Here is a 26,537-nt window from a genome sequence, read left to right on the forward strand (position 1 = left end):
AATTAGGAGTAAATTATGGCATATAGTGAAAAAGTTGTTGATCATTATGAAAACCCACGTAATGTTGGTTCATTTGATCAAAATGATCCTAATGTCGGTAGCGGTATGGTTGGCGCGCCAGCGTGTGGGGATGTGATGCGTCTACAAATCAAAGTGAATGATAATGGAATTATTGAAGATGCTAAGTTTAAAACTTATGGTTGTGGTAGTGCAATTGCATCAAGTTCCTTGGTTACAGAATGGATAAAAGGTAAATCATTAGACGAAGCAGGAGCGATCAAAAATACGGATATTGCTAAGGAACTTGCTTTGCCTCCAGTAAAAATTCATTGTTCGATTTTAGCGGAAGATGCAATTAAAGCAGCTATTGAAGACTATAAAACCAAAAAAGGACAACGCTGATGGCAATCACATTGACTAATAGCGCAGCTAATCGTGTCCAAGCTTTCCTTGCCAATCGAGGAAAAGGTGTTGGGTTACGATTAGGTGTTAAAACATCAGGTTGTTCTGGTATGGCGTATGTTTTAGAGTTTGCCGATGTGATTAATGATGATGATAGTGTCTTTGAAGACAAACATGTCAAAGTTATTGTGGACAAAAAGAGCTTAGTTTATATTGATGGTACTGAACTTGATTTTGTTAAAGAAGGATTAAACGAAGGTTTCAAGTTTAATAATCCCAATGTACAACACGAATGTGGTTGTGGTGAAAGCTTTAATGTGTAATTGGACACAATAATTATGGTTAATTACTTTGAGCTATTTAATTTGCCGGTTCAATTACCTGTGAATATCGCTGAGCTAACAAATCATTATCAGCAATTGCAAAGGCAATATCATCCAGATAATTTTGCCGTTGCAACCGATAACGATAAAGTGGCAATTGTTCAAAAATCTGCAACCATTAATGATGGTTACCATACGTTAAAAAATCCAATCAAAGCGGCCGAGTATTTTTTATCTCTACAAGGTTTTGATGTGGCAACTGAACAAAATATTATTCATGATGCCGATTTTTTAATGGAGCAATTCGTTTTACGTGAAAGACTTGATGATATCGAAAGCAAAGGTAATTTTGAGTTATTAGATGATTTTCATGCTGAAATTATTGCGCGTCAAAATACCGTTTATAATGAATTATTACAATTTATTGCTAATCAAGATTGGTCAACTGCACTTAACCAGATCTATAAAATCCGCTATCTTGCTAGGTTGATTGAACAAATCGAAAAGTTACAAGAAAAGCAATTTGATTTATAATTTAAAATAAGTAACGTATCGATAGAGATAGATTAAATGGCATTATTACAGATCAGTGAACCAGGGCAAACTCCACTACCACATCAGCGTCGCCTTGCGGTGGGGATTGATCTTGGCACAACCAATTCATTAGTAGCAACAGTTAGAAGCGGACAAGCAGAGGTATTGCCTGATTTAGAAGGTAATTCACTGTTGCCATCCGTTGTGCATTATGGTGTTGATCATGATGATAACCCCATTATTACGATTGGAAAAAATGCCAAAGACAATGCCGTTAATGATCCGCAAAATACTGTCAGCTCTATTAAGCGATTAATGGGGCGAAGTTTATCTGATATAGATTTATCACATTTTCCTTATAGTTTTTCAAAAACTGAAAATGGTGTTCCTTTATTAAATTTGCCTAATGATCAAGTCAATCCAATACAAGTTTCATCAGAAATTTTGACCGCTTTAGCTGAGCGAGCAAAAGAGAGCTTACAAGGTGAAATTGATGGGGTAGTTATTACCGTGCCAGCCTATTTTGATGATGCACAACGGCAAGCAACAAAAGATGCTGCAAAATTAGCTGGCTTGCATGTACTGCGTTTACTCAATGAGCCGACAGCAGCTGCGATTGCCTATGGTTTAGATTCAGGAAAGGAAGGGGTTATCGCTGTTTATGATTTAGGTGGTGGTACTTTTGATATTTCTATTTTGCGCTTAAATAAAGGTGTGTTTGAAGTTCTAGCAACCAGTGGTGATTCGGCACTTGGTGGTGATGATTTTGATCGGTTACTGGCTGACTATATAAAGAGGGAATTAGGATTAGTTAATAATATAGACCCTTATATTAATCAAAAAATTAGTAACCAAGCGACTGAAATAAAGATTTTACTGAGTCGTCAAGATTCGGTTGTATTGTCGCTTGATAATCAGTCATTGACTATTACCCGCCAGCAATTTCAACAATTAATTGAGCCATTGGTTAAACGTACTTTGGCCGTTTGTCGCCGAGCGTTAAAAGATGCCGAGATTAGTGTAGATGAAGTGGTTGAAGTTGTTATGGTTGGTGGCTCTACTCGTGTGCCATTAGTAAGAGAATCAGTGGGACATTATTTCAAAACGAATCCGTTAACCTCTATTGATCCGGATAAAGTGGTTGCCATTGGTGCAGCTATTCAAGCTGATATTTTGGTTGGAAATAAGCCTGATTCAGAGATGCTATTACTTGATGTAATCCCATTGTCGTTAGGCATTGAAATCATGGGGGAATTGGTTGAAAAAATCATTCCACGTAATAGCACGATCCCGTGTGCAAGGGCTCAAGAATTTACTACTTTTAAAGATGGTCAAACTGCAATGATGATTCATGTTTTACAAGGAGAACGTGAAAGTGTCGCTGACTGCCGATCTTTGGCTCGTTTTACACTGCAAGGTATTCCACCGATGCCGGCCGGTGGCGCGCACATTAGGGTAACTTTTCAAGTTGATGCCGATGGTTTATTAAATGTTACAGCAATGGAAAAATCAACGGGTATTGAAGCGACTATCCAAGTAAAACCTTCATATGGATTAACTGACAATGAAATTGCTGATATGATTCAAGATTCAATCAGTTATGCAGAGCAAGATAAACAGATTCGAATGCTTGCTGAACAAAAAGTTGAGGCAGCTAGAGTGCTTGAAAGCTTACAAAGCGCCTTAGATAAAGATGCTGACTTATTAAATGAAAATGAACTTAGCCAGATTTTAACAGCTAAGCATCAATTACAAGTAGCAAGTGAATCAGATGATAGTTACGCAATTGAAAAGCAAATAAAAATTGTTGATAACGTAACACAAGATTTTGCTGCTAAGCGAATGGATAGGTCAATACGTCATGCTTTAACTGGTCATAGAGTTGATGAGATTTAACTAACGAGATTATTATGCCAAAAATTACTTTTTTACCGAATGCCGATCTTTGCCCAGATGGAAAAACTGTTGAGGCACAAGAAGGCGAATCTATTTTAGAAGTGGCATTGCGCAATGATATTGAAATTGAGCATGCATGTGAAATGTCATGTGCTTGTTCTACATGTCACTGTATTGTTCGCAAGGGGTTCGATTCTTTAGACGAAAGTGATGAGCAAGAAGACGACATGTTAGACAAAGCTTGGGGGGTTGAACCACATAGCCGTTTAAGTTGTCAAGCTCGAGTTACGAATCAAGATCTAGAGGTCGAGATCCCGAGATATAGCCTTAATCACGCCAAAGAAGATCATTAACTCGTTATCATGATGACGAATGATTACCTCACTATATAAAATAAATATTAAATCTGGTTAGATGATTGAAATCTGATGTCGGTAAATCACTAACCAGAAAAATCGCTTTATTTTTAAACCCAAATATCTGTATTTATTTCTTGCCGTTAGTTAACTAAAGGAGTATAATCCATCCACTTTGTTTATTGCCTTTATATAAGCAAATGATGAAAAGATATAATCGTTATGTAGAAAATAGCTAATTATATCAACAATACTCCCGATTTGGGGGTTACGAAAAAGAACGGATTACACTCTCCTGTCAATCGAAACAGAGCAAGAGGAGTAGTCTTTTGTTATAACTTTTAAATAATGGAGCTCTGGTCTCATGTCGAACCAAAGAATCCGTATCCGGTTAAAAGCGTTTGATCATCGTTTGATTGATCAATCAACTGCTGAAATTGTAGAAACTGCGAAGCGCACTGGTGCGCAAGTTCGTGGTCCTATTCCATTACCGACACGCAAAGAGCGTTTTACTGTATTGATTTCTCCGCACGTTAATAAAGATGCGCGTGATCAATACGAAATTCGCACTCATAAACGTCTAGTTGATATCGTTGAGCCAACTGAAAAAACAGTTGATGCTTTAATGCGTCTAGATCTTGCTGCCGGTGTTGATGTGCAGATCAGTTTAGGTTAATCCTGAGCTGAATGATTGAGAGGTCGAAACAATGATTGGTTTAATCGGTCGTAAAGTAGGAATGACACGCATCTTCACCGAAGAGGGTGTTTCTATTCCTGTCACCGTAGTTGAAGTTCAAAGCAACCGTGTTACTCAAGTTAAAACACTTGAGAATGATGGTTATCAAGCTATTCAGGTTACTACTGGCAGCAAAAAAGCAAGTCGCGTAAACAAGCCTGAAGCAGGTCATTTCGCTAAGGCTGGCGTTGAAGCTGGTCGTGGTCTATGGGAATTCCGTTTTGAAGAAGGCGAATTTACTGTAGGTCAAAGTATTAACGTTGATATTTTCGCAGACGTTAAAAAAGTTGATGTTACTGGAACATCTAAAGGTAAAGGTTTTGCTGGCGTAACTAAGCGTTGGAATTTCCGTACTCAAGATGCAACTCATGGTAACTCTTTGGCACACCGTGGTCATGGCTCTATCGGTCAAAACCAAACTCCGGGTAAAGTGTTTAAAGGTCGTAAAATGGCAGGTCACTTAGGTAATGAACGTGTAACTGTTCAGAACTTAGATATTGTACGTGTTGATGCAGAACGTAATCTTTTATTAATTAAAGGTGCAGTTCCTGGCGCAATCAATAGTGACGTAATTGTTAAACCGGCAATCAAGGCTTAACGTCGAGGAGATAGAGATGGAATTAGTAGTAAAAGACGCGCAAGCGCTTTCTGTTTCCGAAACTACCTTCGGACGTGAGTTTAATGAAGCGTTAGTTCATCAAGTAGTTGTTGCTTATGCATCTGCTGCTCGTCAAGGTTCTCGCGCACAAAAAACTCGTGCAGAAATCGCTGGTTCAGGCAAAAAACCATGGCGTCAAAAAGGCACAGGTCGTGCTCGTGCAGGTTCTGTTAAGAGCCCAATTTGGCGTAGTGGTGGTGTAACATTTGCAGCAAAACCACAAGATCATAGCCAAAAAGTTAACCGTAAAATGTATCGTGGTGCATTAAAGAGTATTTTCTCTGAATTAGTGCGTCAAGAACGTTTAGTTGTGGTTGAAACATTTACTGTTGAAGCACCTAAGACTAAATTATTAACTCAGAAATTAAATGATATGAACCTGAATGATGTTCTTATTATCGCTTCTGAAGTTGATGAAAATCTTTTCTTAGCAGCACGCAACTTGCATAAAGTTGATGTGCGTGATGTGGCAGGTATTGATCCAGTTAGTTTGATTGCATTTGACAAAGTGGTTATCACTGTTGATGCCGTTAAACAAGTAGAGGAGATGTTAGCATGATTCGTGAAGAGCGTCTGCTTAAAGTCCTGCGAGCACCACATGTTTCTGAAAAAGCATCTATTTCAATGGAAAAAACAAATACATTAGTATTGAAAGTTGCTAAAGATGCTACTAAGAGAGAGATTAAAGCCGCAGTTGAACAACTATTTGAAGTTAAAGTAGATGACGTTAATACTCTTGTTGTTAAAGGCAAAGTTAAACGTCGTGGTCAACAAATCGGTCGCCGTAGCGACTGGAAAAAAGCTTACGTTACTTTAGCAGAAGGTCAAAATTTAGACCTTGCTGGCGTCGCTGAGTAATTCGGAGGAGTAAGAACAATGGCAGTTGTTAAGTGTAAACCTACATCTCCGGGTCGTCGCCACGTTGTTAAAGTGGTTAACCCAGAGTTGCATAAAGGTAAGCCTTATGCACCGTTGCTTGATTCAAAAAGCAAAACTGGTGGTCGCAATAATAATGGTCGTATCACTACCCGTCATATCGGTGGTGGTCATAAACAACATTATCGTATTGTCGATTTTAAGCGTAATAAAGATGGTATTCCAGCGGTTGTTGAGCGTTTGGAATATGATCCAAACCGTAGTGCAAATATTGCATTGGTTTTATATAAAGACGGTGAACGTCGTTATATTTTAGCGCCTAAAGGCTTAAAAGCAGGTGATCAGATCCAATCTGGTGTTGATGCATCGATTAAAACAGGTAACTGTTTACCAATGCGCAATATTCCAGTCGGTTCTACCGTGCATAATATTGAAATGAAACCAGGTAAAGGCGGACAACTTGCTCGCTCTGCTGGTAGTTATGTTCAAATCGTTGCGCGTGATGGTGCTTATGTAACATTACGTCTACGTTCAGGTGAAATGCGTAAAGTATTATCTGATTGCCGCGCCACTGTTGGTGAAGTGGGTAATTCAGAGCATATGCTTCGCGTATTAGGTAAAGCGGGTGCATCGCGTTGGCGTGGTATTCGTCCTACTGTTCGTGGTACAGCAATGAACCCGGTAGACCATCCACATGGTGGTGGTGAAGGTCGTAACTTTGGTAAACATCCTGTGTCTCCATGGGGTCAAAAAGCCAAAGGATTGAAAACGCGTAGCAACAAACGTACTGATAAGTATATTGTTCGCCGTCGCAATAAGAAATAATTAATATAGAGGATTAGCTATGCCACGTTCTCTCAAGAAGGGTCCTTTTATTGACCTACACTTGCTGAAGAAGGTAGAGAAAGCGGTGGAAAGCGGGGACAAGAAACCAATTCGTACTTGGTCCCGTCGTTCAACGATCTTTCCTAACATGATCGGTTTGACCATCGCTGTCCATAATGGTCGTCAGCACGTTCCAGTTTATGTTTCCGACGAAATGGTTGGTCATAAATTGGGTGAATTCGCGCCGACTCGTACTTATCGCGGCCATGCGGCTGATAAGAAAGCTAAGAAGAAATAAGTAGGAGAAAGAGATGGAAACAATTGCAAAGTACCGCCACGCTCGTTCTTCTGCACAAAAAGTTCGCTTAGTTGCAGATCTTGTTCGCGGTAAGAATGTGTCTCAGGCACTAGATATTTTAACGTACACCAATAAAAAAGCGGCTGTACTTGTTAAAAAAGTATTAGAGTCTGCTATTGCTAATGCAGAGCATAACGATGGTGCTGATATTGATGATCTAAAAGTTGCGAAAATTTTCGTAGATGAAGGCCCAACCATGAAGCGTATTATGCCTCGTGCGAAAGGTCGTGCAGATCGAATTTTGAAGCGTACGAGTCACATCACCGTGATCGTTTCAGATCGCTAGGCTGGAGAATAGCAATGGGTCAAAAAGTAAATCCAAATGGTATCCGTTTAGGCATCGTCAAGCCTTGGACATCTACATGGTATTCGGGTACAAAGACATTCGCTGATAATTTAGAAAGTGATTTTAGAGTGCGTCAGTTCTTGAATAAAGAATTAGCTCAAGCGTCAATCTCTAAGATTGTGATCGATCGTTCAGCAGAAACTAACGTTCGTATTACTATCCACACTGCTCGTCCGGGTATTGTGATTGGTAAAAAAGGCGAGGACGTTGAAAAATTACGTAATGCTGTAGCTTCTATTGTCAATAAATATAAAGACAAAAGAGAAAAACGTGATGTTGCAGTCCAAATTAATATTGCTGAAGTTCGTAAACCAGAACTTGATGCAAAATTAGTTGCTGATAGTATCACTTCTCAATTAGAACGCCGTGTTATGTTCCGTCGTGCTATGAAACGTGCGGTTCAAAATGCAATGAAGGCGGGTGCTAAAGGTATCAAAGTTGAAGTAAGTGGTCGTTTAGGCGGCGCTGAAATTGCTCGTAGCGAATGGTATCGTGAAGGTCGTGTACCTTTACATACATTACGAGCGGACATCGACTATGGTTTGTCTGAAGCATTAACTACCTATGGTATTATTGGTGTTAAAGTGTGGATCTTCAAAGGTGAGATCCTTGGTGGTATGGCTGCCGTTGAACAAGCAGAAAAACAACCTGCTGCTCAACCGAAAAAGCAGCGAAAAGGCCGAAAACAATAAGGAGCGTCGCTGATGTTACAACCAAAGCGTACAAAATTCCGTAAAGTGCACAAGGGCCGCAATCGTGGTCTTGCTGTAAGTACTGATGTTAGTTTCGGTACATTCGGTCTTAAGGCTGTAGGTCGTGGTCGTTTGACTGCGCGCCAGATCGAAGCAGCACGTCGTGCAATGACTCGTGCAGTTAAGCGTCAAGGTAAAATCTGGATTCGAGTTTTCCCTGATAAACCGATTACCGAAAAACCACTTGCAGTGCGTATGGGTAAAGGTAAGGGTAACGTTGAATACTGGGTTGCTCAGATTCAACCAGGTAAAGTCCTTTATGAAATGGACGGTGTACCGGAAGAAGTTGCTCGTGAAGCATTTGCGTTGGCAGCTGCAAAACTGCCAATTAAAACCACCTTTGTGATTAAGACGGTGATGTAAATGAAAGCAAAAGAGCTACGCGAAAAAAGCGTTGAAGAGTTAAATACTGAACTTCTTAATTTATTACGTGAGCAATTTAACTTACGTATGCAATTAGCTGGAGGTCAGTTAACACAGACTCATATGTTAAAACAAGTGCGTCGTAATATTGCACGTGTTAAAACGTTATTAACTGAGAAGGCGGGTGCGTAATATGACTACTGAAGTAAAAATTCGTACTCAGCAAGGTCGTGTTATTAGCGACAAAATGGATAAATCTATTACTGTTGCTATTGAACGTAAAGTGAAGCATCCGTTATATGGTAAGTTCATTAAACGTACGACTAAATTGCATGTACATGATGAAAACAACGAGTGTGGTATTGGTGATACTGTAGAAATTAAAGAGTGTCGTCCATTATCAAAAACCAAATCTTGGACTCTTGTTCGAATCGTTGAAAAAGCAGTTATCTAATCTTTTTTGATTAAAAACTGTACATAATATAATAAACGGCTCAACGGCCGTTTATTTTATGCTATCCATTTTATTTGAGTGGTGTTATACTATGCGCCCTCACGTAAGTGGGTTTTTGGTTGTCTATTCTTATCCATGGTAGTTGAGGTGGATGAAGGTAGATTAGACAATAATTTATTTATACGGAGCATTAAAATGATCCAAGAACAGACAAGGCTAGATGTTGCCGATAACTCTGGCGCACGTAGTGTAATGTGTATCAAAGTTCTCGGTGGATCGCACCGTCGTTATGCAGCGGTTGGTGATATCATCAAAGTTACCATTAAAGAAGCAATTCCACGTGGTAAAGTTAAAAAAGGTGATGTGCTTAAAGCTGTTGTAGTGCGCACTAGAAAAGGTGTTCGTCGCCCTGATGGATCTGTCATTCGTTTCGATCGTAACGCTTGTGTTATTTTAAACAATAACAGTGAGCAACCGATTGGTACGCGTATTTTTGGACCGGTCACTCGTGAACTTCGTTCTGAGAAGTTTATGAAGATCATTTCATTAGCACCAGAAGTACTGTAAGGAGCGGGTAATGGCAGCGAAAATCCGTCGAGAAGATGAAGTTATCGTGTTAACCGGTAAAGATAAAGGTAAACGCGGTAAAGTAAAAAGCGTTTTGTCTACTGGGAAAGTGATTGTTGAAGGTATTAATTTGGTGAAAAAACATCAAAAACCAGTACCTGCATTAAATCAAGAAGGTGGAATTGTTGAAAAAGAAGCAGCAATTAATGTTTCTAACGTGGCAATTTTCAACCCAGCTACAGGCAAAGCAGATCGCGTAGGCTTTCGTATTGAAGACGGCAAAAAAGTCCGTTTTTATAAGTCTACTAATGAATTAATCAATTAAGTAATTTGGAGTGTACGATGGCGAAACTGCATGATTACTACAAAGCACAGGTAGTAAATAAACTGCAAGAACAGTTTGGCTACAAATCTGTCATGCAAGTCCCTCGGATCGAAAAGATCACCTTGAATATGGGTGTGGGTGAAGCAATTACTGATAAGAAATTATTAGATAATGCGGTTGCAGATTTAGCTGCAATCAGTGGTCAAAAACCGCTTGTCACAAAAGCACGCAAATCAGTTGCTGGTTTTAAAATCCGTCAAGGGTATCCTATTGGTTGTAAAGTCACTTTACGTGGCGAACGTATGTGGGAATTTTTTGAACGTCTAGTTTATATTGCTCTTCCTCGTACTCGAGATTTTCGTGGTTTAAGCGCAAAATCTTTTGATGGTCGTGGTAACTATAGCATGGGTGTTCGTGAGCAAATCGTTTTCCCTGAAATCGATTATGATAAAGTTGATCGTGTTCGTGGTTTAGATATTACTATCACAACAAGTGCACAATCAGATGAAGAAGGCCGAGCTTTATTATCTGCCTTTAACTTCCCATTTCGTAAGTAAGGTAGGGCATAATGGCTAAACAATCAATGATTGAACGCGATAAGAAACGCGTAAAGCTAGCAGAAAAATATTTTGCAAAGCGTCAAGAATTAAAAGCGATTATCTCTGATCTTAATGCATCAGATGAAGATCGTTGGAATGCAGTGCTTAAATTGCAAACGCTTCCTCGTGATTCTAGTCCATCACGTCAACGTCGTCGTTGTCGTCAAACTGGTCGTCCTCATGGCGTCCTTCGTAAGTTTGGTTTAAGCCGTATTAAGGTTCGTGAGTCAGCCATGCGTGGTGAGATTCCTGGTCTTAAAAAGGCAAGTTGGTAATCAGGGGAGTGTTATAGATGAGCATGCAAGATCCTATAGCAGATATGTTGACCCGTATTCGTAACGGTCAATCTGCGAATAAAGTTGCAGTCACCATGCCTTCCTCTAAGCTAAAAGTGGCAATTGCCAATGTGCTAAAAGAAGAAGGTTATATTGGGGACTATAAAGTTGTTGGTGACACTAAGCCAGAATTGGAAATCACTTTAAAATATTTCCAAGGTAAAGCTGTTGTAGAAAGTATCAAACGTGTTAGCCGTCCAGGTTTACGTATTTATAAACGTAAAGATGAATTGCCAAAAGTTATGGCTGGACTAGGTATTGCAGTTGTTTCTACTTCTAAAGGTGTTATGACTGATCGTGCAGCACGCCAAGCAGGTCTTGGTGGTGAAATTATCTGCTACGTAGCGTAAGGGAGAAGAAGATGTCTCGTGTTGCAAAAGCACCTGTCGTTGTTCCTGCTGGCGTAGAGGTAAAACTCAATGGTCAGGTAATTACGATTAAAGGTAAAAATGGCGAGTTATCTCGCACAATAAATAATGCTGTTGTGATTAATCAAGAAGAAGGTCAAATTAAATTTGCTCCTCGTGATGGATTTGCAGATGCTTGGGCTCAAGCTGGTACTGCTCGTGCATTGATTAATTCAATGGTCATTGGTGTTACTGAAGGTTTTACTAAAAAACTTCAGCTAGTTGGTGTCGGTTATCGTGCACAAGTAAAAGGTAATGCAATTGGTTTATCTCTTGGATATTCACATCCAATTGAACATCAATTACCTGCAGGTGTAACAGCTGAATGTCCTTCTCAAACTGAAATCGTACTAAAAAGTGCTGATAAACAGTTAATTGGACAAGTAGCTGCAGATATCCGTGCTTATCGTCGTCCTGAGCCTTATAAAGGTAAAGGTGTTCGTTACGCAGATGAAGTTGTGCGTACTAAAGAAGCTAAGAAAAAGTAAGGTAACACTATGGATAAGAAATCAGCTCGTATCCGTCGTGCAACTAAAGCGCGTCGCAAGATGCATGAACTACTTGCAACTCGCTTAGTGGTTCACCGTACTCCGCGTCATATTTATGCGCAGATTATCGCACCAAACGGATCAGAAGTACTGGCAGCCGCTTCTACATTAGAAAAAGCTATCAGTGAAAGTTTAAAATACACCGGAAACAAAGATGCAGCAGCAGCGGTTGGTAAAGCAATTGCTGAACGTGCATTAGAGAAAGATATCAAAGAAGTTTCATTTGATCGTTCGGGTTTCCAATATCATGGTCGAGTTCAGGCGCTAGCAGATGCTGCTCGCGAAGCTGGCCTACAGTTCTAAGGTAGGAGTTAAAGATGTCAAACATCGAAAAACAAGCTGGTGAACTGCAGGAAAAACTAATCGCAGTTAACCGAGTTTCTAAAACCGTAAAAGGTGGTCGTATTTTTAGTTTTTCTGCACTAACAGTTGTTGGTGACGGTAATGGCCGCGTAGGTTTTGGATATGGTAAAGCACGTGAAGTGCCAGCAGCAATTCAAAAAGCAATGGAAAAAGCACGTCGCAACATGATTAACGTTGCTTTAAATAACGATACTTTACAGCATCCTGTTAAAGGTGCTCACACAGGTTCTCGTGTTTATATGCAACCAGCGTCAGAAGGTACTGGTATTATCGCCGGTGGTGCAATGCGTGCTGTTTTAGAAGTTGCAGGTGTTCGTAACGTTTTAGCTAAGGCATATGGTTCTACTAACCCAATTAACGTGGTTCGTGCAACAATTGATGGCTTAGGTAATATGAAATCACCTGAAATGGTTGCTGCTAAGCGTGGTAAAACCGTCGAAGAAATTTTGGGGTAATTAGCCATGGCAAAAACAATTAAAATTACACAAACTCGTAGTTCTATTGGTCGTCTACCGAAGCATAAAGCGACGTTAGTTGGTCTTGGATTACGTCGTATTGGTCATACTGTTGAGCGTGAGGATACTCCTGCGATTCGTGGTATGGTAAACCAAGTTTATTACATGGTTAAAGTAGAGGAGTAATAGTAATGCGTTTAAATACTTTATCTCCTGCTGAAGGTTCAAAGCATGCACCAAAACGTCTAGGCCGAGGAATCGGTTCTGGTCTAGGTAAAACAGGTACTCGTGGTGTTAAAGGTCAAAAATCTCGTTCAGGCGGTGGCGTTCGTCGCGGCTTTGAAGGTGGTCAAATGCCTTTATATCGTCGTTTACCTAAATTTGGTTTTACCTCTCGTAAAGCTCTAGTTACAGCTCAAGTTCGTCTTTCAGATTTAATGAAAGTTGAAGGCGATATTGTTGACCTAAATAGCTTAAAAGTTGCAAATGTGATCAATTCACAAATTGAATATGCAAAAATCATGTTATCTGGCGAAGTAACTAAACCAGTAACTGTTCGTGGTATTCGTGTAACTAAAGGTGCTAAAGCTGCAATTGAAGCTGCTGGCGGAAAAATTGAGGAATAATTAGAAAGATGGCAAAGCAACCAGGATTAGATTTTCAAAGTGCACGAGGTGGCAGTGGTGAACTCAAAAGGCGTTTGATGTTTGTGCTTTTAGCGCTTATTGTTTTTCGTCTTGGTTCTTACATTCCTGTTCCTGGTATTGATACTAAAGCGTTATCGGATTTACTAACACGAGCATCATCAAATGGTCTTGTGGGTATATTCAATATGTTCTCTGGTGGTGCTTTAAGCCGTGCTTCAATTTTTGCTTTAGGGATAATGCCGTATATTTCTGCATCAATCATTGTGCAGTTATTAACAGCGATTAGCCCTAAATTAGCAGAATTAAAGAAAGAAGGTGAATCTGGTCGTAAAAAAATTAGTCAGTATACTCGTTATGGCACATTAGCTTTAGCGATTATACAGGCTGTTGGTATTGCGACTAGTTTACCGAATATTCCTGATTATGGTAAAGTTGTGATTAATCCAGGATTTTCTTTCTATTTTATTGCATCGGTTAGCTTAGTTACTGGCACTATGTTTCTTATGTGGTTGGGTGAGCAGATCACTGAACGAGGTGTAGGTAATGGTATTTCAATCATTATCTTTGCAGGTATCGTGGCAAGTCTTCCTCATGCTATTTATGAAACAATTGAACAAGCTCGCTCTGGTTCATTGCATCCGATTTTATTATTAGTTGTTGCTGCATTAGTGGCCGGTGTAACTTATTTTGTTGTGTTTGTTGAGCGTGGTCAACGACGTATTGTTGTTAACTATGCGCAACGACAACAAGGTCGTCGTGTTTACGCTGCACAAAGTACGCATTTACCATTAAAGATCAATATGGCAGGCGTTATTCCTGCAATATTTGCTTCAACAATTGCTATGTTACCATCAATGATGGCTGCTTGGTTCCAAGGAGATGGTGAAGGATGGAGATATATTATGGTACTTATCAATCAATATTTCTCTCATGATCAACCGTTATACATAATCTTTTTTGCAGTAGCGATTATTTTCTTCTGTTTCTTCTATACAGCATTGGTTTTCAATCCTAGAGAAACAGCGGATCAGCTTAAAAAATCTGGTGCATTTATTCCAGGTATTCGTCCAGGTGAACAAACATCTAAGTATATTGACAAAGTAATGACTCGTTTAACGCTAATTGGCGCAATCTACATTACTTTTGTATGTTTGGTTCCAATGTTTATGACAAGCGCGATGAAAGTTCCTGTTCAGTTTGGCGGAACATCTTTATTAATCGTTGTTGTTGTAATCATGGATTTTATGGCACAAGTACAGACTTTAATGATGCCAAATCGTTATGAGTCAGTGTTAAAGAAAGCGAACCTTAAAGGCTACGGCCGATAAGTTAGCCAGAAGTTACGGAGAAAAACATGAAAGTTCGTGCTTCAGTCAAGAAATTATGCAGAAATTGTAAAATCATCAAACGTAATGGCATCGTTCGTGTTATTTGCGTTGAAGGTAAACACAAGCAACGTCAAGGTTAATTTATTTAACTGAAAAGTTGTGCTTTTGCATATTTTACTTGCCAAAGTATAGTAAAGCTGGCTAGAATAGCCAGCCTAGATTTATTTGTGAATTCACTGTTTGAGTATCCTGAAAACGGGCTTTTCAGTATGGTGAATTCACTAAACATTAACAATAAAGGAGTGCATAGTGGCCCGTATAGCAGGCATTAACATTCCTGATCAACAACATGCTGTAATTGCTTTACAAGCGATTTATGGTATCGGAAGTACTCGCGCTAAGACAATTTGTGCTGAAGCGGGTATTGCTGAACATGTGAAGATCAGAGAACTATCTGAAGATCAGATTGAAAAGTTACGTGAACAAGTCGCTAAATTCACAGTTGAAGGTGATTTACGTCGTGAAGTAACTATGAGTATCAAGCGTTTATTAGACCTTGGTTGTTATCGTGGCATGCGTCACCGTCGTGGACTTCCAGTCCGTGGTCAACGCACAAAGACTAACGCTCGTACCCGCAAGGGACCGCGTAAGCCAATCAAGAAATAATTGAGGTATAATTAAATGGCAAAGACACCTGTTCGTACACGTAAACGTGTAAAAAAGCAAGTTTCTGATGGTATAGCTCATATTCATGCATCATTCAACAATACAATCGTAACTATTACCGATCGTCAAGGTAATGCGTTAGGTTGGGCAACCGCTGGTGGTTCTGGTTTCCGTGGCTCTCGTAAATCAACACCTTTTGCAGCTCAAGTGGCCGCAGAACGTTGTGCTGAAGCCGTCAAAGATTACGGAATTAAGAATCTGGAAGTTATGGTTAAAGGACCTGGTCCTGGTCGTGAGTCAACAATTCGTGCATTAAATGCGGCGGGTTATCGCATCACTAACATTACTGATGTTACTCCGATTCCTCATAACGGTTGTCGTCCACCAAAGAAACGTCGTGTTTAATTTTTTATTAAACATTGAATGTTTAGGATTATTGGAGAAATAAAATGGCAAGATATTTGGGACCAAAGCTCAAATTAAGTCGTCGTGAAGGTACAGATTTATTCCTTAAATCTGGCGTCCGAGCGGTTGATAGTAAATGTAAATTAGAACAAGCTCCTGGACAGCATGGTGCGCGTAAACCGCGTTTATCCGATTATGGTGTTCAGTTACGTGAAAAACAAAAAGTTAGACGTATTTATGGAATTTTAGAACGTCAATTCCGTAATTACTACAAAAGTGCAGCGCGTATTAAAGGCAACACTGGTGAAAACCTACTTGGTCTTTTAGAACGTCGCTTAGATAACGTTGTTTATCGCATGGGATTTGGTGCAACTCGCGCTGAAGCTCGTCAATTAGTTAGTCATAAAGCTGTTCTTGTTAATGGTCGCGTTGTGAACATTGCATCTTATCAAGTTTCACCTGAAGATGTGATTAGTGTTCGCGAAAAATCAAAAAAACAAGCACGTATTAAAGCCGCTTTAGAGCTAGCTGAACAACGTGAAAAACCAACATGGTTAGAAGTTGATGCTAGCAAAATGGAAGGTGTATTTAAACGCTTACCAGAACGTTCAGATTTATCTGCTGACATCAACGAACATTTGATCGTCGAACTTTACTCTAAGTAAAGTTTAGCACTTAAGAGAGGACATAATGCAGGGTTCTGTAACAGAGTTTTTAAAACCTCACCTAGTTGATGTTGTTCAATACAGTCAGACACATGCCAAAGTGACTTTAGAGCCGCTTGAGCGTGGTTTTGGCCATACTTTAGGTAATGCACTACGCCGCATTTTATTATCATCTATGCCGGGATATGCAGTAACCGAAGTTGAAATTGACGGTGTTCTGCATGAGTACAGTACTAAAGAAGGCGTTCAAGAAGATGTACTTGATATCCTGCTTAATTTGAAAAAATTAGCAGTGCGTGTACATACTAAAGATGATGTTATGCTGACTTTAAATAAATCAGGTATTGGTGCCGTAACCGCATCAGATATCACTCATGATGGTGATGTTGAAATTGTTAATCCTGATTTAGTAATTTGTCATCTTACTGATGCCAATGCTTCAATTAGTATGCGTATTCGTGTACAACGAGGACGTGGTTATGTCCCTGCTTCTGCTCGCGTTAAGTCAGAAGATGAAGATCGACCAATTGGTCGTCTGTTAGTTGATGCATGTTATAGTCCTGTAGAGCGCATTGCATATTCTGTTGATGCTGCTCGTGTGGAACAACGTACGGATTTAGATAAACTGGTTATTGATATGGAAACCAATGGTACTATCGATCCAGAAGAATCTATTCGTCGTGCATCGACTATTTTGGCTGAACAACTTGAAGCTTTCGTTGATTTACGAGATGTACGTCAACCAGAAGTTAAAGAAGATAAACCGGAATTTGATCCAATTCTATTACGTCCAGTAGATGATTTGGAATTAACTGTTCGGTCTGCTAATTGCTTAAAAGCAGAAGCAGTTCATTATATTGGTGATTTAGTACAACGTACTGAAGTTGAGTTACTTAAAACCCCTAATCTTGGTAAGAAATCACTTACTGAAATTAAGGACGTACTCGCATCTCGTGGTTTATCTTTAGGCATGCGTCTTGAGAACTGGCCACCAGCAAGTATTGTTGAAGACTAAGATAAAATTTATATAAGAAGGATAAAGTTATGCGCCATCGTAAAAGTGGTCGTCAACTGAACCGAAATAGCAGCCATCGTCAAGCAATGTTTCGTAACATGACTAGTTCACTTGTTGAACATGAAATCATCAAAACTACATTGCCTAAAGCAAAAGAGTTGCGTCGTGTTGTTGAACCGTTAATTACGCTAGCCAAAAGCGATAGCGTAGCTAATCGCCGTCTGGCTTTTGCTCGTATCCGTGATAAAGATACAGTTAAAAAATTATTTTCAGATTTAGGTCCACGTTTTGCTACCCGTCCTGGTGGTTATGTACGTATTTTAAAATGTGGTTTCCGTGATGGAGATAATGCTCCAATGGCTTATATCGAATTAGTTGATCGTCCTGCAGTAGAAGCAGAAGCAGCAGCTGAATAGTTTTAAATCATTGTGTACTAAAACCGGCTTTGTGCCGGTTTTTTATTTTCTAAATTTATATTTATTATACCTTGATCGACTGATTGATAAGCTTACATAAGATAGGCTATCAATCCATCCACTTGCTATTATCAATGGCAATACCATGGTACGATTAGCTATTGGATAGTCAAATTATTAAATAGCAGTGATAATGGACGATTCAAATGTTATTAATAATGAGGCGGTGGTGTTTCTTCAGATAAATTAGCAATATTTGATGGTTGAGTTGCTTGTAACTTTTGGGACAATAAAACCAATTGTTCTTTTAATTTACTCACATCAGCTTGAAGATTGGTAACCATCTGATTAAGTTCTTCAATGGTGACTTCTTGAAAAGCGACTTTGGTTTCAAGTAATTCTAATTGTTTGTTCATAGTATAGATTCATATATAAGTTAGCCGAGCAAGTTACATTGTAAGTAAAAACAGCTACGAAATCCATCCGCGTTCAGCAAAAGAGACATATTCGCCCTTACCAATAACAATATGATCTATAACTCGAATATCAATCAATTCACAAACTTCTTCTATTTTTTGAGTAAGATGACGATCTGCTTGACTGGGCTCCGCCATACCTGATGGATGATTATGGGCTAAAATTAATGCGGCTGCATTATGTTGTAATGCTCGTCTTGCTACTTCGCGTGGGTGTACTTCTACACAATTATAGGTACCGACAAACATCTCTTCTGACGAAATGACATGATGCTGATTATCTAAAAAAATCACCATAAAAATTTCACGATCTTTATTGGCTAATCGACTTGCTAAATAGTGGTGTGTGACAGATGGTGAAGAAAGTGAATTTTCGTGCGTCATTTTCACTTTCAAATAACGAGATGAGAGTTCAACAACTGCTTTTAGCTGTGTATATTTAGCTGTGCCTAGGCCATGCTTTTGGCAAAAATCACGATGACTTGCATTAATTAAATTATACAAAGAGCCAAAATCATTTAATAGATTTTGTGATAATTCCAAAACAGGCGAATTATGAGTGCCTGTTCGTAAAAATAAAGCCAACAGTTCAGCATCACTTAATGTTTCGACACCAAATTTCAAAAGCTTTTCACGCGGCATTAATTGGGCATGTTCTAATGACATTGTACTTTTATTTTATTTAATGACTAAAAGTAAATTATTAATAGAATGGCTAATTTATAAACCTAATAAAGAAAATATTACGACTTATTTCACAAAAAACTAACCAGTTTTGCACAAAAAGAAAAAGCGCTGTATAGCGCTTTTTAATATCAATAAATGATAAAAACTAGTGACAGCCACATCCGCCATGGCCACCGCCACAACAACCGTGATCTTCATCATCATCATCGTGATCATGACCGCCACAACCGCAACCACCGTGTCCATGATCGTGACCGTGAGCACCATGAATATGACCATGTGCGATTTCTTCTTCGGTTGCATCACGAATAGCCAGCACTTCAACATTAAATTGCAAATCTTGTCCTGCCAACATATGATTACCGTCAACAGTCACCGTATCGCCATCAATAGCGGTGATTTCAACGGGTAAAGAGCCCTGATCGGTATCAGCAAAAAATCGCATACCGACTTCTAGCTCATCAACACCAACAAACACATCGCGTGGAACATTTTGGACCAGTGCATCATTAAAATCGCCATAAGCGTTAATGATTTCGACATCAAATTTATCGCCAACTTGATGGCCTTCTAATGCTTTTTCTAAATCTTGTAATAAATTACCGGCACCTTGTAAATATTCAAGTGGTGCAGCAGCTGTAGCTTCATCAACTAACACACCATCTTTAGTGCGCACTTGGTATGCTAAACTGACTACTTTATTTTTTGCTATTTTCATTTTTTCTCCAACAGACTTGTATTGAGCAAATTATTTTAGATTTTAGCGGAAAAAAGAAGTTATGTATTCTAAATTTTCTATTTTGCCCAAAACTAACAAAAGAATAACATAACGCAGTAAGATAATAATTGGTTATTTATTATCATTAAAAAAGGCATCAAAATAATGGTTGATGCCTTTTTTGAGTTTTAAAAATTAATCTTATTTAAGTTCTAACTCATTCATTGCCGCAATGCTAAACCCACCGTCGACATGAATGACTTCACCAGTAATACCTGAAGCTAAATTAGAACATAAAAATGCCGCTGAATTACCCACATCTTCGGTTGTCACAGTGCGACGAATTGGCGTGACTGATTCGCAGTGAGATAGCATCTTTTTAAAGTCCTTAATGCCAGATGCTGCAAGCGTACGGATTGGGCCAGCAGAAATACCATTAACACGAACACCCTCAGGCCCCATTGCATTTGCCATATAGCGCACATTGGCTTCTAATGATGCTTTAGCAAGACCCATCACATTATAGTTAGGGATTGCACGTTCAGCACCAAGGTAAGAAAGTGTTACTAACGCTGAATTTGGATTTAGCATTGAACGACATGCCTTAGCCATAGCCACAAAGCTATAAGAGCTAATATCGTGAGCAATAGCAAAACCTTCACGGGTAACGGCATTAACATAATCGCCATCTAATTGATCACCTGGTGCGAAAGCGATAGCATGAACAAAACCATCGAATTTATCCCATGTTTTTGCAAGTTCAGTAAATAGTTCAGTAATGCTTTCATCGTGCGCTACATCACAAGGTAGCACGATTTTTGAACCGAAATCAGCGGCAAACTCCTCAACACGACCTTTTAATTTATCGTTTTGGTAAGTAAAAGCAAGTTCAGCACCTTCACGATGCATTGCTTGTGCAATACCGTAAGCGATTGAACGGTTACTTGCAACACCAGTAACGAGTATACGTTTACCTGTTAAAAATCCCATAAATTATTCCTCTAATGTTTTCACTATATAGTCTAGGATGGTGACGATTATATGTTGATCAAGTCAACTTCGCCACAATAAATTCAATTTTAGCAAATTGCTTTCAATTGAAAACAAAGTGATCAACGATCGTTTACAACCTCAATAACCAACTATCACCGTTAGATTGCCGTGCCTAATCGGTATTAAGTTTTTTGCCAACAGAAAACCAAGATTGACGTGAGTTTAACAAATCTTGTGCCGACATCGGTTTTTTACCTGCAGGTTGTAAAAGCGTCATATTCAAAGCATGTTGGCTAGTGGCAATACAAATACCATTTTTATTGGCTTGCAAAATCGTCCCTACCGGCTGTTTTGAGTCCATTTTCACAACATGAGCTTGCCACACCTTAACCGATTCACCGTTAACATCAAAAAAACTAACAGGCCATGGGTTAAAAGCCCGAACGCAACGCTCAAGTTGCTCGGCAGGCAAATTCCAATCGAGTTTAGCTTCTTGCTTTGATAATTTTTCGGCATAAGTTGCTTGTAACGGATCTTGCTTTTCGGGTTGGATTTTTTGTTCATTGATGAGCGCCAACGTATCGAGCAACGCTTGCGGTCCTAATTTTGCCAGTTTATCGTATAGTGATGCACTGGTATCGGTTTTCTCGATTGGACAGGTCAGCTTATATAACATATCGCCCGTATCAAGCCCAGCATCCATCTGCATAATGGTAATACCTGTTTGCTCATCGCCTGCCCAACATGCACGCTGAATTGGTGCTGCACCACGCCAACGGGGTAATAACGAACCGTGCACATTTAGACAGCCTAATCTAGGCATATCCAATACTGCTTGTGGCAAAATCAACCCATAGGCAACCACAATCATAATATCGGCATTGAGATCAGCAATGATTTTTTGATTTTCTTCTTTTTTAAGGGTTACAGGTTGATAAACGGGCAGATTATATTCCATCGCGAGTTGCTTAACAGGGCTAGCCGTCAGCTTATTGCCACGCCCCGCTGGACGATCGGGTTGGGTAAAAACGGCAATCACATTATGTTCAGAACCAACAAGCGCCTTTAAATGAGTGGCGGCAAAATCAGGGGTACCGGCAAAAATAATATTTAATGGTTTAGCGACATTAGGCATAAGTATTGCATCCATAATCGAAAAATAACACTAATTATACCCGAAACTTAATTAAGAATCTTTAAACAAAAGGGGACGGTTTAGTTTAGGGGGAGTGGTTTCGGATGTTTATTATTAAGTGCTCAAAATGGCGACAAAGGCCTGACCGAATCAGGGAATTAAAACGAACTCCCTAACGACTCATGCTTGGGTTGCAAATGTGGCCAATGGCCAAACTCACTTTGCTGTCGGCATATTCTGATGCCGGAGCAAGGCAAACAACATAACCTTGGGTGTTTTTTGGTGAGTTTTTTTGTTAAAAAACAACACAATTACCACCCAAAAATCGGTCAGAAAAGGTATTGATTTTATTAAAGTTTTCGTTTGGTGGTTTTAGCCAAAAAACACCGACAAAAGCTTAACCTTATACATCTAACAAAATTTTACAAATATTTAATAAAAAAGTAGCGCACCATCAATCAAACGGTTATAATTTAAACGCTTTCAAAGCAAAGGGGGAAGCTCGTTAGTTGAGCAATTAGTTATAAAAATTCAAATAAAACAAAAATTTACTTGACAGGATGATCGAAATGCGTTACCATGTATGGCATCTGGCATCTGGCATCTGGCCTGCCAAACCTACGCCCTAAATCTTTTTCATTTTTGCTGTAGTCTAAATCAGACTCAGTTCTTATTTTTATCACCTAAATTATCAAAATCATTGCACTTAGCGAAGTCGCCGTGTTTATCGGCAGGGTTATCGCCAAGGCCGAGACACTTATCTTTTCTATCTAAATTACCAGACTTACTTAAATTATTTAGATTACCTAAATTGCCGTTGTTTTTTGTGTTGCTACTCTTATTGTCGTATGCGCAGTGTTCTATGGCATTGACGGCAAATACATCAAAGGAAATAGAAGGTAGTGCACCGTATTTAACGTTTGATGGTGGGCAGACAAAGGCAACGGATACAGACAGCTTTTTGTCAATAGAGTTGCCGGATGGTAGAGTTATCACGCCTTCAACTAACACATCAAGTGCTACAAATCCGATAAGGTTACCTAGTGGTAATTATACATTTAATGATATTCATACGGTATTGCCGTCGGGAACAACATCTATTAGTTTAAATAGTCTAATAACACAAGGGAAGTGGGGAGATGATGATGGAGATGGACAGGGAGCAGGTGGAGTAACAGCATCAGGGAGTATATCGTTAGCAATAAAGGATAAAGATGGCACTACGGTTAGTCGTGGTGATACATTAAGTAAATGTAGTGCCCCTTATAAGATAACCTTAAGTAGTACAGGGGGTAGTTTAACTACACAGTATGGTGTACCAAATATTAGTACATTTATTGGAGGCAGTGTAGAGTATTACATCAAGCCGGATTCTTCTGGTGGTTGTTACTTTGTGCAATCGGTCAGGCCGAATCTAAACTATGGCATAGGCGTCTATGCTGGTCCATCTAACATATGGAGTTCTACTAAGGGCTTTTTAGTTCAGTCTACAAATCCATCATCTTACGATCGAAATTTTCCTACAACGGGTGCTGATGGATTGTATTTTGATTTGGATATAGAAGGTATTGACGCAAGTCAGTTGAATTGGACAGTTAACACAAGTGGCAGTCTAGGTGCAACGGTGAGTTGGACAAGGCCGCTAACAGGGACATTCACAGACCCTTTGGGAAATACTGTCCAAGCCGATCAATGGATTACTGATAAATCCAAGAATGTAACACGGGTAACGTTGCATGGTCCTAAAGTTGATAGTGCTCAAATAAGTTCAAGTAGTCCAGGTTCATTAGCACGTCCATCTTTGCCACAGACCTTTGAGTTGGTCGGAAGGGATAGTAGTAGTGGTAATGAGATTCGTTATGGATTTGTGTTGAGGCAGTGGTTCGTCAATCGGGGTAATAAAGGTGGTACCGTTTCAGATCAAACAGCATGGTGTAATAGTTTGGGTTATCGTTTGCCACAGGTTAAGGATTTAACCAATGCAGTCAAAACAAGTAATCCTCCTATTTCTGGCGCAGCACCTAGTTCATCAGGTAATTATTACATGCGTCACATAGGTGCAGGATTTTTAACGGAGTGGGGCTTAGTGTCCTCCTACGCTGATGCGGGCTTCTTCATCACCTACTTCTGGTCAAGCGACGTCAAAGGTAGCAATGGCTTCTATATCTTATCGTCCTACGGCATGGTCTTCGGCTCCAGTGTTAGAACCAACTTCTATGCTGTTTGCACCACACCTTAGCTTTTATTTCTTAGTCCTTAATCCTTGGGCCGCGGGGGGGATGGTGCCTGAGAGGACAATATAAAAAAGAATAAAGCCCCCCGTAAGTTGGGGCATTTTCCCTTAGAGTTGCGCTGTTGCGGCGAAGCCACAATCGGCGCCCCCACCACCCACACTAAAAGCGTGGCTGGCGTGGGGGCAGGGGGAAATAAATAAGAATAACCAAGCAGTTGGTGGATAAGTGTTTGTTGTGTACTTTGAAATAGTGGTGTTAATTTAACGAATGGAATCAATTAAAACTTGGCATAATATGCCTAACAGTAAAATTAGCACTACTAGCACAGCACTTATTCATCACCCAAGACTTTCAACCTAAAATTGTCATGCAAGCTTGCTAATAAAAAGGAAGAAAGTTAGGGGGATATGGCTAAATCAGCGACATACGCGTCTTAGGTTGCAACTTCCCGACTGGGGTGCGAATGGTTTTTGATTTTAGTTATATCAAAAAACACCAACTGACTTGGCCCTCAAAACAAAGTTAAAAAAAACCACGGCAATCTATAAAAATAACATAGTAAAAATCGGTCAGGAAAGGTATTGATTTTATTAAAGTTTTTGTTTATTGGTTTTTAGCTAAAAACCACCCCCCAACCCCCTCCTCCCAAAGCACACCAACATAAGCTGACTCATCCTTTAACAAAACTTTACAAATTTTTAACAAAAAAGGTAGCGAATTATTACTCAAACGGTTATAATTTAAGCGCTTTCAAAGCAAGGGAGTGCTCATTAGTCGAGCAGTCAGTTATAAAAAATTCAAATAAAACAAAAAATTACTTGACAGGATGATCGAAATGCGCTATCATACTTGGCATCTGGCATCTGGCATCTGGCCTGCCAAACCTATGCTCAAAATCTTTTTCAATTTCACCGTAGTCTAAAACAGACACAGTTCTTATTTTCATCAGCGAAGTCATTTCGCGTAGCGAAATGGACGCCGTCATCGAGGTCTTTACTGGCGATGTTTTCGGCGGGTACTTCGGCAACATCTTTGGAAACATCGTCGGAAACCGCTTTGGTCAGGTCATCGGCCACATGTTCGGTAAAATTATCGTCGATATCCAAGTGGTTATTAGGGCCGCCATTGCTATCCAAACCTCCATTATGGTTTAGACCTTCATTGTTATCTAAATCGGCATTGTTCTTCGCGTTGTTGTTCTTGTTGTCGTATTCACAGGGTTCTGTGGCATTAACGGCCCAGACATCAAGGGTAATAGAGGGAAGTGCGCCATATTTAACATTTGATGGGGGACAGACAAAGGCAACCAATACAGACACCTTCTTGGCAATTGAGTTGCCAGATGGAAGACGTATCACTCAGTCAGCTAACACATCAAGTGCTACTAATCCGATAATGTTACCTAGTGGTAATTATACATTTAATGATATACACACGGTGGTTCCCGCATCGGTCCCATTAGTAAATGGTGAGTATAAAATAGATATAAATAATTTGGTTAGCCAAGGGAAGTGGGGAGATGATGATGGAGATGGACAGGGGGTTAATGGAGTAACAGCATCAGGGCGTATAGATTTAACAATAAAGGATAAAAATGGCACTACCGTTAGTCGTAGTGATACATTAAGTCTATGTAAAGCGCCTTATAAGGTAACTTTAAGTAGTACAGGGGGGACTTTAGAGACTCGTTATGGTGTGCCAAGAGGTAGTCGATTTTACGGAGGGACGGCGGAGTATTATATCACTTTGTCGTCACAGCCGGTTATTTGTTCGGTCAGGCCGAATTTGTTGTTGGGTGGCACTACTGGCATCGATTCTTATGATAATCCTCGCTTTGCCGGCCCTGCTAACATATGGAGTCCTACAAAGGGCTTTTTGGTTCAGTCAACAAGTCCATCGTCTTACGAGTTAAACTTTCCAACTACAGGTGCTGATGGATTGTATTTTGATTTGGATGTTGGTGGGGTAGATGCAAGTCAGTTGAGTTGGACAGTTGATACAAGTGGTCGTTTAAGGGCAACGGTGAGTTGGAGACGGCCAAACCAAGGCACAGACAAAGATAAATGGATTACTGATAAATCTAGTTATGTCACACGGGTAACATTAAGGGGTCCTAGGGCGAGTAGTGCTCAAATAAACTCAAGTAATCCTAGTCGGCTTACTCCGTTGCCATCTTTGCCACAGACATTTGAGTTGGTCGGTAGGGATAGTAATGGTAATGAGGTTCGTTATGGATTTGTGTTGAGGCAGTGGTTCGTCCATCGGGGTAATTATATCTATAATCAGTCCAGCCAATCCACTTGGTGTAGTCGTTTGGGTTATCGTCTTGTTAGGGTAAGGGATTTAACCAATGCAGTCAGAACTGATAGTTATCCTATTTCTGGCGCAGTACCTAGTTCATCAGGCAATTGGTATCAGCGTCACATAGGTGCAGGTTTTTTCACGGAGTGGGGCACCATTTCCTACTACGCTGGTGCGGGCTCCGTCGGCGACGACTGGTGGACGAGCGACGCAACAGGTAGCACTGGCTTCTTTGTCTACTCGCGCAACGGCGCCGTTCGCAGCTTCAGCGCTTCCGACAGTGGTTACGCTGTTTGCACCGCACCTTAGCTTTTATTTCTTATTCCTTAATCCTTGGGCCGCGGGGGCGGTTATGGTGCCTGAGAGGACAATC

Annotated in this window: 40 protein-coding genes; 35 read left to right on the top strand and 5 right to left on the bottom strand. The window is 39.9% G+C overall.

The features are described from left to right. Positions 1-15 precede the first annotated feature (15 nt). From iscU to rplQ, 33 genes are all read left to right on the top strand, one after another. A complete protein-coding gene (iscU, locus tag GQ598_RS06475; protein ID WP_065586702.1) occupies positions 16-402 on the top strand; it encodes a Fe-S cluster assembly scaffold IscU in 387 nt (128 codons plus the stop codon). After that, positions 402-725 (top strand): iron-sulfur cluster assembly protein IscA, encoded by a 324-nt coding sequence (gene iscA, locus GQ598_RS06480; RefSeq protein ID WP_160403056.1) that lies wholly within the window; start codon positions 402-404, stop codon positions 723-725. Before iscU ends, iscA begins: the two co-directional genes overlap by 1 nt. Before the next feature lie 15 nt (positions 726-740). Next, positions 741-1,259: a Fe-S protein assembly co-chaperone HscB gene (gene hscB / locus GQ598_RS06485; protein WP_160403058.1), complete on the top strand. Its 519-nt coding sequence runs from the start codon at positions 741-743 to the stop codon at positions 1,257-1,259. 36 nt (positions 1,260-1,295) lie between these two features. Continuing rightward, on the top strand, positions 1,296-3,155 hold the full coding sequence (gene hscA, locus GQ598_RS06490; RefSeq protein ID WP_160403060.1) for a Fe-S protein assembly chaperone HscA: 1,860 nt from the start codon (positions 1,296-1,298) through the stop codon (positions 3,153-3,155). Between the two features lie 14 nt (positions 3,156-3,169). Continuing rightward, a complete protein-coding gene (gene fdx, locus GQ598_RS06495) occupies positions 3,170-3,508 on the top strand; it encodes an ISC system 2Fe-2S type ferredoxin (protein WP_160403062.1) in 339 nt (112 codons plus the stop codon). Positions 3,509-3,875: 367 nt separating this feature from the next. Next, positions 3,876-4,187, top strand: a complete 312-nt coding sequence (rpsJ, locus tag GQ598_RS06500) for a 30S ribosomal protein S10 (RefSeq protein WP_006120582.1) — start codon at positions 3,876-3,878, stop codon at positions 4,185-4,187. 31 nt (positions 4,188-4,218) lie between these two features. Beyond that, positions 4,219-4,845, top strand: a complete 627-nt coding sequence (gene rplC, locus GQ598_RS06505) for a 50S ribosomal protein L3 (RefSeq protein WP_160403064.1) — start codon at positions 4,219-4,221, stop codon at positions 4,843-4,845. A gap of 16 nt (positions 4,846-4,861) precedes the next feature. Next, entirely contained in the window at positions 4,862-5,464 is a 603-nt protein-coding gene (gene rplD / locus GQ598_RS06510) for a 50S ribosomal protein L4 (protein WP_065586696.1), read from the top strand. After that, entirely contained in the window at positions 5,461-5,763 is a 303-nt protein-coding gene (gene rplW / locus GQ598_RS06515; protein ID WP_034885052.1) for a 50S ribosomal protein L23, read from the top strand. The genes rplD and rplW overlap by 4 nt, the downstream gene beginning before the upstream one ends. Positions 5,764-5,781: 18 nt before the next feature. Further along, entirely contained in the window at positions 5,782-6,606 is an 825-nt protein-coding gene (gene rplB / locus GQ598_RS06520; RefSeq protein WP_091347782.1) for a 50S ribosomal protein L2, read from the top strand. 19 nt (positions 6,607-6,625) lie between these two features. After that, entirely contained in the window at positions 6,626-6,904 is a 279-nt protein-coding gene (gene rpsS, locus GQ598_RS06525) for a 30S ribosomal protein S19 (RefSeq protein WP_024496505.1), read from the top strand. Between the two features lie 13 nt (positions 6,905-6,917). Continuing rightward, the gene (gene rplV, locus GQ598_RS06530) at positions 6,918-7,250 is read left to right on the top strand and encodes a 50S ribosomal protein L22 (protein WP_034947997.1); all 333 of its coding nucleotides are present in this window, start codon (positions 6,918-6,920) and stop codon (positions 7,248-7,250) included. Positions 7,251-7,264: 14 nt separating this feature from the next. Beyond that, a complete protein-coding gene (gene rpsC, locus GQ598_RS06535; protein ID WP_065557248.1) occupies positions 7,265-8,002 on the top strand; it encodes a 30S ribosomal protein S3 in 738 nt (245 codons plus the stop codon). 12 nt (positions 8,003-8,014) lie between these two features. Further along, a complete protein-coding gene (gene rplP / locus GQ598_RS06540; protein ID WP_034911153.1) occupies positions 8,015-8,425 on the top strand; it encodes a 50S ribosomal protein L16 in 411 nt (136 codons plus the stop codon). Further along, a complete protein-coding gene (rpmC, locus tag GQ598_RS06545) occupies positions 8,426-8,617 on the top strand; it encodes a 50S ribosomal protein L29 (protein ID WP_034902373.1) in 192 nt (63 codons plus the stop codon). A gap of 1 nt (position 8,618) precedes the next feature. Next, positions 8,619-8,879, top strand: a complete 261-nt coding sequence (gene rpsQ, locus GQ598_RS06550; RefSeq protein ID WP_034911151.1) for a 30S ribosomal protein S17 — start codon at positions 8,619-8,621, stop codon at positions 8,877-8,879. Between the two features lie 195 nt (positions 8,880-9,074). Further along, positions 9,075-9,446 carry a 50S ribosomal protein L14 gene (rplN, locus tag GQ598_RS06555; protein WP_025314392.1) on the top strand — a complete coding sequence of 124 codons (372 nt, stop codon included), beginning with the start codon at positions 9,075-9,077 and terminating at the stop codon, positions 9,444-9,446. Positions 9,447-9,456: 10 nt separating this feature from the next. Continuing rightward, complete coding sequence (gene rplX, locus GQ598_RS06560; RefSeq protein ID WP_065561017.1) at positions 9,457-9,771, top strand: 50S ribosomal protein L24; 315 nt, start codon at positions 9,457-9,459, stop codon at positions 9,769-9,771. A gap of 17 nt (positions 9,772-9,788) precedes the next feature. Further along, the gene (gene rplE, locus GQ598_RS06565) at positions 9,789-10,328 is read left to right on the top strand and encodes a 50S ribosomal protein L5 (protein ID WP_065558584.1); all 540 of its coding nucleotides are present in this window, start codon (positions 9,789-9,791) and stop codon (positions 10,326-10,328) included. A gap of 11 nt (positions 10,329-10,339) precedes the next feature. Beyond that, positions 10,340-10,645, top strand: coding sequence for a 30S ribosomal protein S14 (rpsN, locus tag GQ598_RS06570; RefSeq protein ID WP_025314395.1), 306 nt, complete (start codon positions 10,340-10,342; stop codon positions 10,643-10,645). Positions 10,646-10,662: 17 nt separating this feature from the next. Next, the gene (gene rpsH / locus GQ598_RS06575) at positions 10,663-11,055 is read left to right on the top strand and encodes a 30S ribosomal protein S8 (protein ID WP_065567155.1); all 393 of its coding nucleotides are present in this window, start codon (positions 10,663-10,665) and stop codon (positions 11,053-11,055) included. An 11-nt stretch (positions 11,056-11,066) separates the two neighbouring features. Continuing rightward, positions 11,067-11,600 carry a 50S ribosomal protein L6 gene (rplF, locus tag GQ598_RS06580; protein WP_160403066.1) on the top strand — a complete coding sequence of 178 codons (534 nt, stop codon included), beginning with the start codon at positions 11,067-11,069 and terminating at the stop codon, positions 11,598-11,600. A gap of 9 nt (positions 11,601-11,609) precedes the next feature. Beyond that, entirely contained in the window at positions 11,610-11,963 is a 354-nt protein-coding gene (gene rplR, locus GQ598_RS06585; protein ID WP_160403068.1) for a 50S ribosomal protein L18, read from the top strand. A gap of 14 nt (positions 11,964-11,977) precedes the next feature. Continuing rightward, positions 11,978-12,478: a 30S ribosomal protein S5 gene (gene rpsE, locus GQ598_RS06590; RefSeq protein ID WP_065586689.1), complete on the top strand. Its 501-nt coding sequence runs from the start codon at positions 11,978-11,980 to the stop codon at positions 12,476-12,478. 6 nt (positions 12,479-12,484) lie between these two features. Next, positions 12,485-12,664 carry a 50S ribosomal protein L30 gene (gene rpmD, locus GQ598_RS06595; protein ID WP_025314400.1) on the top strand — a complete coding sequence of 60 codons (180 nt, stop codon included), beginning with the start codon at positions 12,485-12,487 and terminating at the stop codon, positions 12,662-12,664. Between the two features lie 5 nt (positions 12,665-12,669). Further along, positions 12,670-13,104 (top strand): 50S ribosomal protein L15, encoded by a 435-nt coding sequence (gene rplO, locus GQ598_RS06600; protein ID WP_160403070.1) that lies wholly within the window; start codon positions 12,670-12,672, stop codon positions 13,102-13,104. Positions 13,105-13,112: 8 nt separating this feature from the next. Beyond that, positions 13,113-14,453, top strand: a complete 1,341-nt coding sequence (gene secY, locus GQ598_RS06605; RefSeq protein WP_160403071.1) for a preprotein translocase subunit SecY — start codon at positions 13,113-13,115, stop codon at positions 14,451-14,453. Positions 14,454-14,479: 26 nt separating this feature from the next. Further along, positions 14,480-14,593 carry a 50S ribosomal protein L36 gene (rpmJ, locus tag GQ598_RS06610; protein WP_025314403.1) on the top strand — a complete coding sequence of 38 codons (114 nt, stop codon included), beginning with the start codon at positions 14,480-14,482 and terminating at the stop codon, positions 14,591-14,593. Between the two features lie 169 nt (positions 14,594-14,762). Next, positions 14,763-15,119: a 30S ribosomal protein S13 gene (gene rpsM, locus GQ598_RS06615; RefSeq protein ID WP_091347772.1), complete on the top strand. Its 357-nt coding sequence runs from the start codon at positions 14,763-14,765 to the stop codon at positions 15,117-15,119. Between the two features lie 15 nt (positions 15,120-15,134). Continuing rightward, on the top strand, positions 15,135-15,524 hold the full coding sequence (gene rpsK, locus GQ598_RS06620; RefSeq protein WP_025314405.1) for a 30S ribosomal protein S11: 390 nt from the start codon (positions 15,135-15,137) through the stop codon (positions 15,522-15,524). A 44-nt stretch (positions 15,525-15,568) separates the two neighbouring features. After that, positions 15,569-16,189: a 30S ribosomal protein S4 gene (gene rpsD, locus GQ598_RS06625; RefSeq protein ID WP_065567150.1), complete on the top strand. Its 621-nt coding sequence runs from the start codon at positions 15,569-15,571 to the stop codon at positions 16,187-16,189. 25 nt (positions 16,190-16,214) lie between these two features. After that, positions 16,215-17,204, top strand: coding sequence for a DNA-directed RNA polymerase subunit alpha (gene rpoA, locus GQ598_RS06630; RefSeq protein WP_091347769.1), 990 nt, complete (start codon positions 16,215-16,217; stop codon positions 17,202-17,204). Between the two features lie 29 nt (positions 17,205-17,233). Further along, a complete protein-coding gene (gene rplQ, locus GQ598_RS06635; RefSeq protein ID WP_034884211.1) occupies positions 17,234-17,620 on the top strand; it encodes a 50S ribosomal protein L17 in 387 nt (128 codons plus the stop codon). Between the two features lie 212 nt (positions 17,621-17,832). Here the strand turns inward: rplQ and GQ598_RS06640 are convergent, their stop codons facing one another. The 5 genes from GQ598_RS06640 to fmt form a co-directional block, all read right to left on the bottom strand. After that, a complete protein-coding gene (locus GQ598_RS06640) occupies positions 17,833-18,036 on the bottom strand; it encodes a SlyX family protein (protein ID WP_091347767.1) in 204 nt (67 codons plus the stop codon). A gap of 54 nt (positions 18,037-18,090) precedes the next feature. Then, a complete protein-coding gene (gene radC, locus GQ598_RS06645) occupies positions 18,091-18,762 on the bottom strand; it encodes a DNA repair protein RadC (RefSeq protein WP_202112707.1) in 672 nt (223 codons plus the stop codon). A 166-nt stretch (positions 18,763-18,928) separates the two neighbouring features. Then, positions 18,929-19,501: a peptidylprolyl isomerase gene (slyD, locus tag GQ598_RS06650; RefSeq protein WP_091347762.1), complete on the bottom strand. Its 573-nt coding sequence runs from the start codon at positions 19,499-19,501 to the stop codon at positions 18,929-18,931. A gap of 201 nt (positions 19,502-19,702) precedes the next feature. Continuing rightward, positions 19,703-20,491: an enoyl-ACP reductase FabI gene (gene fabI / locus GQ598_RS06655; protein WP_091347759.1), complete on the bottom strand. Its 789-nt coding sequence runs from the start codon at positions 20,489-20,491 to the stop codon at positions 19,703-19,705. A gap of 175 nt (positions 20,492-20,666) precedes the next feature. Beyond that, positions 20,667-21,629 (bottom strand): methionyl-tRNA formyltransferase, encoded by a 963-nt coding sequence (fmt, locus tag GQ598_RS06660; RefSeq protein ID WP_160403073.1) that lies wholly within the window; start codon positions 21,627-21,629, stop codon positions 20,667-20,669. Positions 21,630-22,212: 583 nt separating this feature from the next. Between fmt and GQ598_RS06665 the strand changes: the two genes are divergently transcribed. Together GQ598_RS06665 and GQ598_RS06670 are read left to right on the top strand one after the other, a co-directional pair. Then, the gene (locus GQ598_RS06665; protein ID WP_160403075.1) at positions 22,213-23,868 is read left to right on the top strand and encodes a hypothetical protein; all 1,656 of its coding nucleotides are present in this window, start codon (positions 22,213-22,215) and stop codon (positions 23,866-23,868) included. An 844-nt stretch (positions 23,869-24,712) separates the two neighbouring features. Next, positions 24,713-26,473 carry a hypothetical protein gene (locus GQ598_RS06670; RefSeq protein ID WP_160403076.1) on the top strand — a complete coding sequence of 587 codons (1,761 nt, stop codon included), beginning with the start codon at positions 24,713-24,715 and terminating at the stop codon, positions 26,471-26,473. The last annotated feature ends 64 nt before the right edge of the window (positions 26,474-26,537 follow it).

The organism is Gilliamella sp. Pas-s95 (genome assembly GCF_009795795.1).
GTDB lineage: Bacteria > Pseudomonadota > Gammaproteobacteria > Enterobacterales > Orbaceae > Gilliamella > Gilliamella bombicola.

What these genes read in the sequence shown, in the direction of transcription:
- rplB (WP_091347782.1), top strand. Translation starts at nt 5,782, where the DNA reads ATGGCAGTTGTTAAGTGTAAACCTACATCTCCGGGTCGTCGCCACGTT.
- rplE (WP_065558584.1), top strand. Translation starts at nt 9,789, where the DNA reads ATGGCGAAACTGCATGATTACTACAAAGCACAGGTAGTAAATAAACTG.
- fmt (WP_160403073.1), bottom strand. Translation starts at nt 21,629, where the DNA reads ATGCCTAATGTCGCTAAACCATTAAATATTATTTTTGCCGGTACCCCT.
- slyD (WP_091347762.1), bottom strand. Translation starts at nt 19,501, where the DNA reads ATGAAAATAGCAAAAAATAAAGTAGTCAGTTTAGCATACCAAGTGCGC.
- rplC (WP_160403064.1), top strand. Translation starts at nt 4,219, where the DNA reads ATGATTGGTTTAATCGGTCGTAAAGTAGGAATGACACGCATCTTCACC.
- rpsS (WP_024496505.1), top strand. Translation starts at nt 6,626, where the DNA reads ATGCCACGTTCTCTCAAGAAGGGTCCTTTTATTGACCTACACTTGCTG.
- rplP (WP_034911153.1), top strand. Translation starts at nt 8,015, where the DNA reads ATGTTACAACCAAAGCGTACAAAATTCCGTAAAGTGCACAAGGGCCGC.
- rpmD (WP_025314400.1), top strand. Translation starts at nt 12,485, where the DNA reads ATGGCAAAAACAATTAAAATTACACAAACTCGTAGTTCTATTGGTCGT.
- hscA (WP_160403060.1), top strand. Translation starts at nt 1,296, where the DNA reads ATGGCATTATTACAGATCAGTGAACCAGGGCAAACTCCACTACCACAT.
- GQ598_RS06640 (WP_091347767.1), bottom strand. Translation starts at nt 18,036, where the DNA reads ATGAACAAACAATTAGAATTACTTGAAACCAAAGTCGCTTTTCAAGAA.
- rplF (WP_160403066.1), top strand. Translation starts at nt 11,067, where the DNA reads ATGTCTCGTGTTGCAAAAGCACCTGTCGTTGTTCCTGCTGGCGTAGAG.
- rpmC (WP_034902373.1), top strand. Translation starts at nt 8,426, where the DNA reads ATGAAAGCAAAAGAGCTACGCGAAAAAAGCGTTGAAGAGTTAAATACT.
- rplO (WP_160403070.1), top strand. Translation starts at nt 12,670, where the DNA reads ATGCGTTTAAATACTTTATCTCCTGCTGAAGGTTCAAAGCATGCACCA.
- radC (WP_202112707.1), bottom strand. Translation starts at nt 18,762, where the DNA reads ATGTCATTAGAACATGCCCAATTAATGCCGCGTGAAAAGCTTTTGAAA.
- rpsH (WP_065567155.1), top strand. Translation starts at nt 10,663, where the DNA reads ATGAGCATGCAAGATCCTATAGCAGATATGTTGACCCGTATTCGTAAC.
- rplR (WP_160403068.1), top strand. Translation starts at nt 11,610, where the DNA reads ATGGATAAGAAATCAGCTCGTATCCGTCGTGCAACTAAAGCGCGTCGC.
- iscA (WP_160403056.1), top strand. Translation starts at nt 402, where the DNA reads ATGGCAATCACATTGACTAATAGCGCAGCTAATCGTGTCCAAGCTTTC.
- iscU (WP_065586702.1), top strand. Translation starts at nt 16, where the DNA reads ATGGCATATAGTGAAAAAGTTGTTGATCATTATGAAAACCCACGTAAT.
- rpoA (WP_091347769.1), top strand. Translation starts at nt 16,215, where the DNA reads ATGCAGGGTTCTGTAACAGAGTTTTTAAAACCTCACCTAGTTGATGTT.
- rplN (WP_025314392.1), top strand. Translation starts at nt 9,075, where the DNA reads ATGATCCAAGAACAGACAAGGCTAGATGTTGCCGATAACTCTGGCGCA.
- rplD (WP_065586696.1), top strand. Translation starts at nt 4,862, where the DNA reads ATGGAATTAGTAGTAAAAGACGCGCAAGCGCTTTCTGTTTCCGAAACT.
- hscB (WP_160403058.1), top strand. Translation starts at nt 741, where the DNA reads ATGGTTAATTACTTTGAGCTATTTAATTTGCCGGTTCAATTACCTGTG.
- rpsD (WP_065567150.1), top strand. Translation starts at nt 15,569, where the DNA reads ATGGCAAGATATTTGGGACCAAAGCTCAAATTAAGTCGTCGTGAAGGT.
- rplQ (WP_034884211.1), top strand. Translation starts at nt 17,234, where the DNA reads ATGCGCCATCGTAAAAGTGGTCGTCAACTGAACCGAAATAGCAGCCAT.
- GQ598_RS06665 (WP_160403075.1), top strand. Translation starts at nt 22,213, where the DNA reads ATGGCATCTGGCATCTGGCATCTGGCCTGCCAAACCTACGCCCTAAAT.
- rpsN (WP_025314395.1), top strand. Translation starts at nt 10,340, where the DNA reads ATGGCTAAACAATCAATGATTGAACGCGATAAGAAACGCGTAAAGCTA.
- rpsC (WP_065557248.1), top strand. Translation starts at nt 7,265, where the DNA reads ATGGGTCAAAAAGTAAATCCAAATGGTATCCGTTTAGGCATCGTCAAG.
- rpsJ (WP_006120582.1), top strand. Translation starts at nt 3,876, where the DNA reads ATGTCGAACCAAAGAATCCGTATCCGGTTAAAAGCGTTTGATCATCGT.
- rpmJ (WP_025314403.1), top strand. Translation starts at nt 14,480, where the DNA reads ATGAAAGTTCGTGCTTCAGTCAAGAAATTATGCAGAAATTGTAAAATC.
- rpsE (WP_065586689.1), top strand. Translation starts at nt 11,978, where the DNA reads ATGTCAAACATCGAAAAACAAGCTGGTGAACTGCAGGAAAAACTAATC.
- rplX (WP_065561017.1), top strand. Translation starts at nt 9,457, where the DNA reads ATGGCAGCGAAAATCCGTCGAGAAGATGAAGTTATCGTGTTAACCGGT.
- fabI (WP_091347759.1), bottom strand. Translation starts at nt 20,491, where the DNA reads ATGGGATTTTTAACAGGTAAACGTATACTCGTTACTGGTGTTGCAAGT.
- rplV (WP_034947997.1), top strand. Translation starts at nt 6,918, where the DNA reads ATGGAAACAATTGCAAAGTACCGCCACGCTCGTTCTTCTGCACAAAAA.
- fdx (WP_160403062.1), top strand. Translation starts at nt 3,170, where the DNA reads ATGCCAAAAATTACTTTTTTACCGAATGCCGATCTTTGCCCAGATGGA.
- rpsQ (WP_034911151.1), top strand. Translation starts at nt 8,619, where the DNA reads ATGACTACTGAAGTAAAAATTCGTACTCAGCAAGGTCGTGTTATTAGC.
- rplW (WP_034885052.1), top strand. Translation starts at nt 5,461, where the DNA reads ATGATTCGTGAAGAGCGTCTGCTTAAAGTCCTGCGAGCACCACATGTT.
- secY (WP_160403071.1), top strand. Translation starts at nt 13,113, where the DNA reads ATGGCAAAGCAACCAGGATTAGATTTTCAAAGTGCACGAGGTGGCAGT.
- rpsK (WP_025314405.1), top strand. Translation starts at nt 15,135, where the DNA reads ATGGCAAAGACACCTGTTCGTACACGTAAACGTGTAAAAAAGCAAGTT.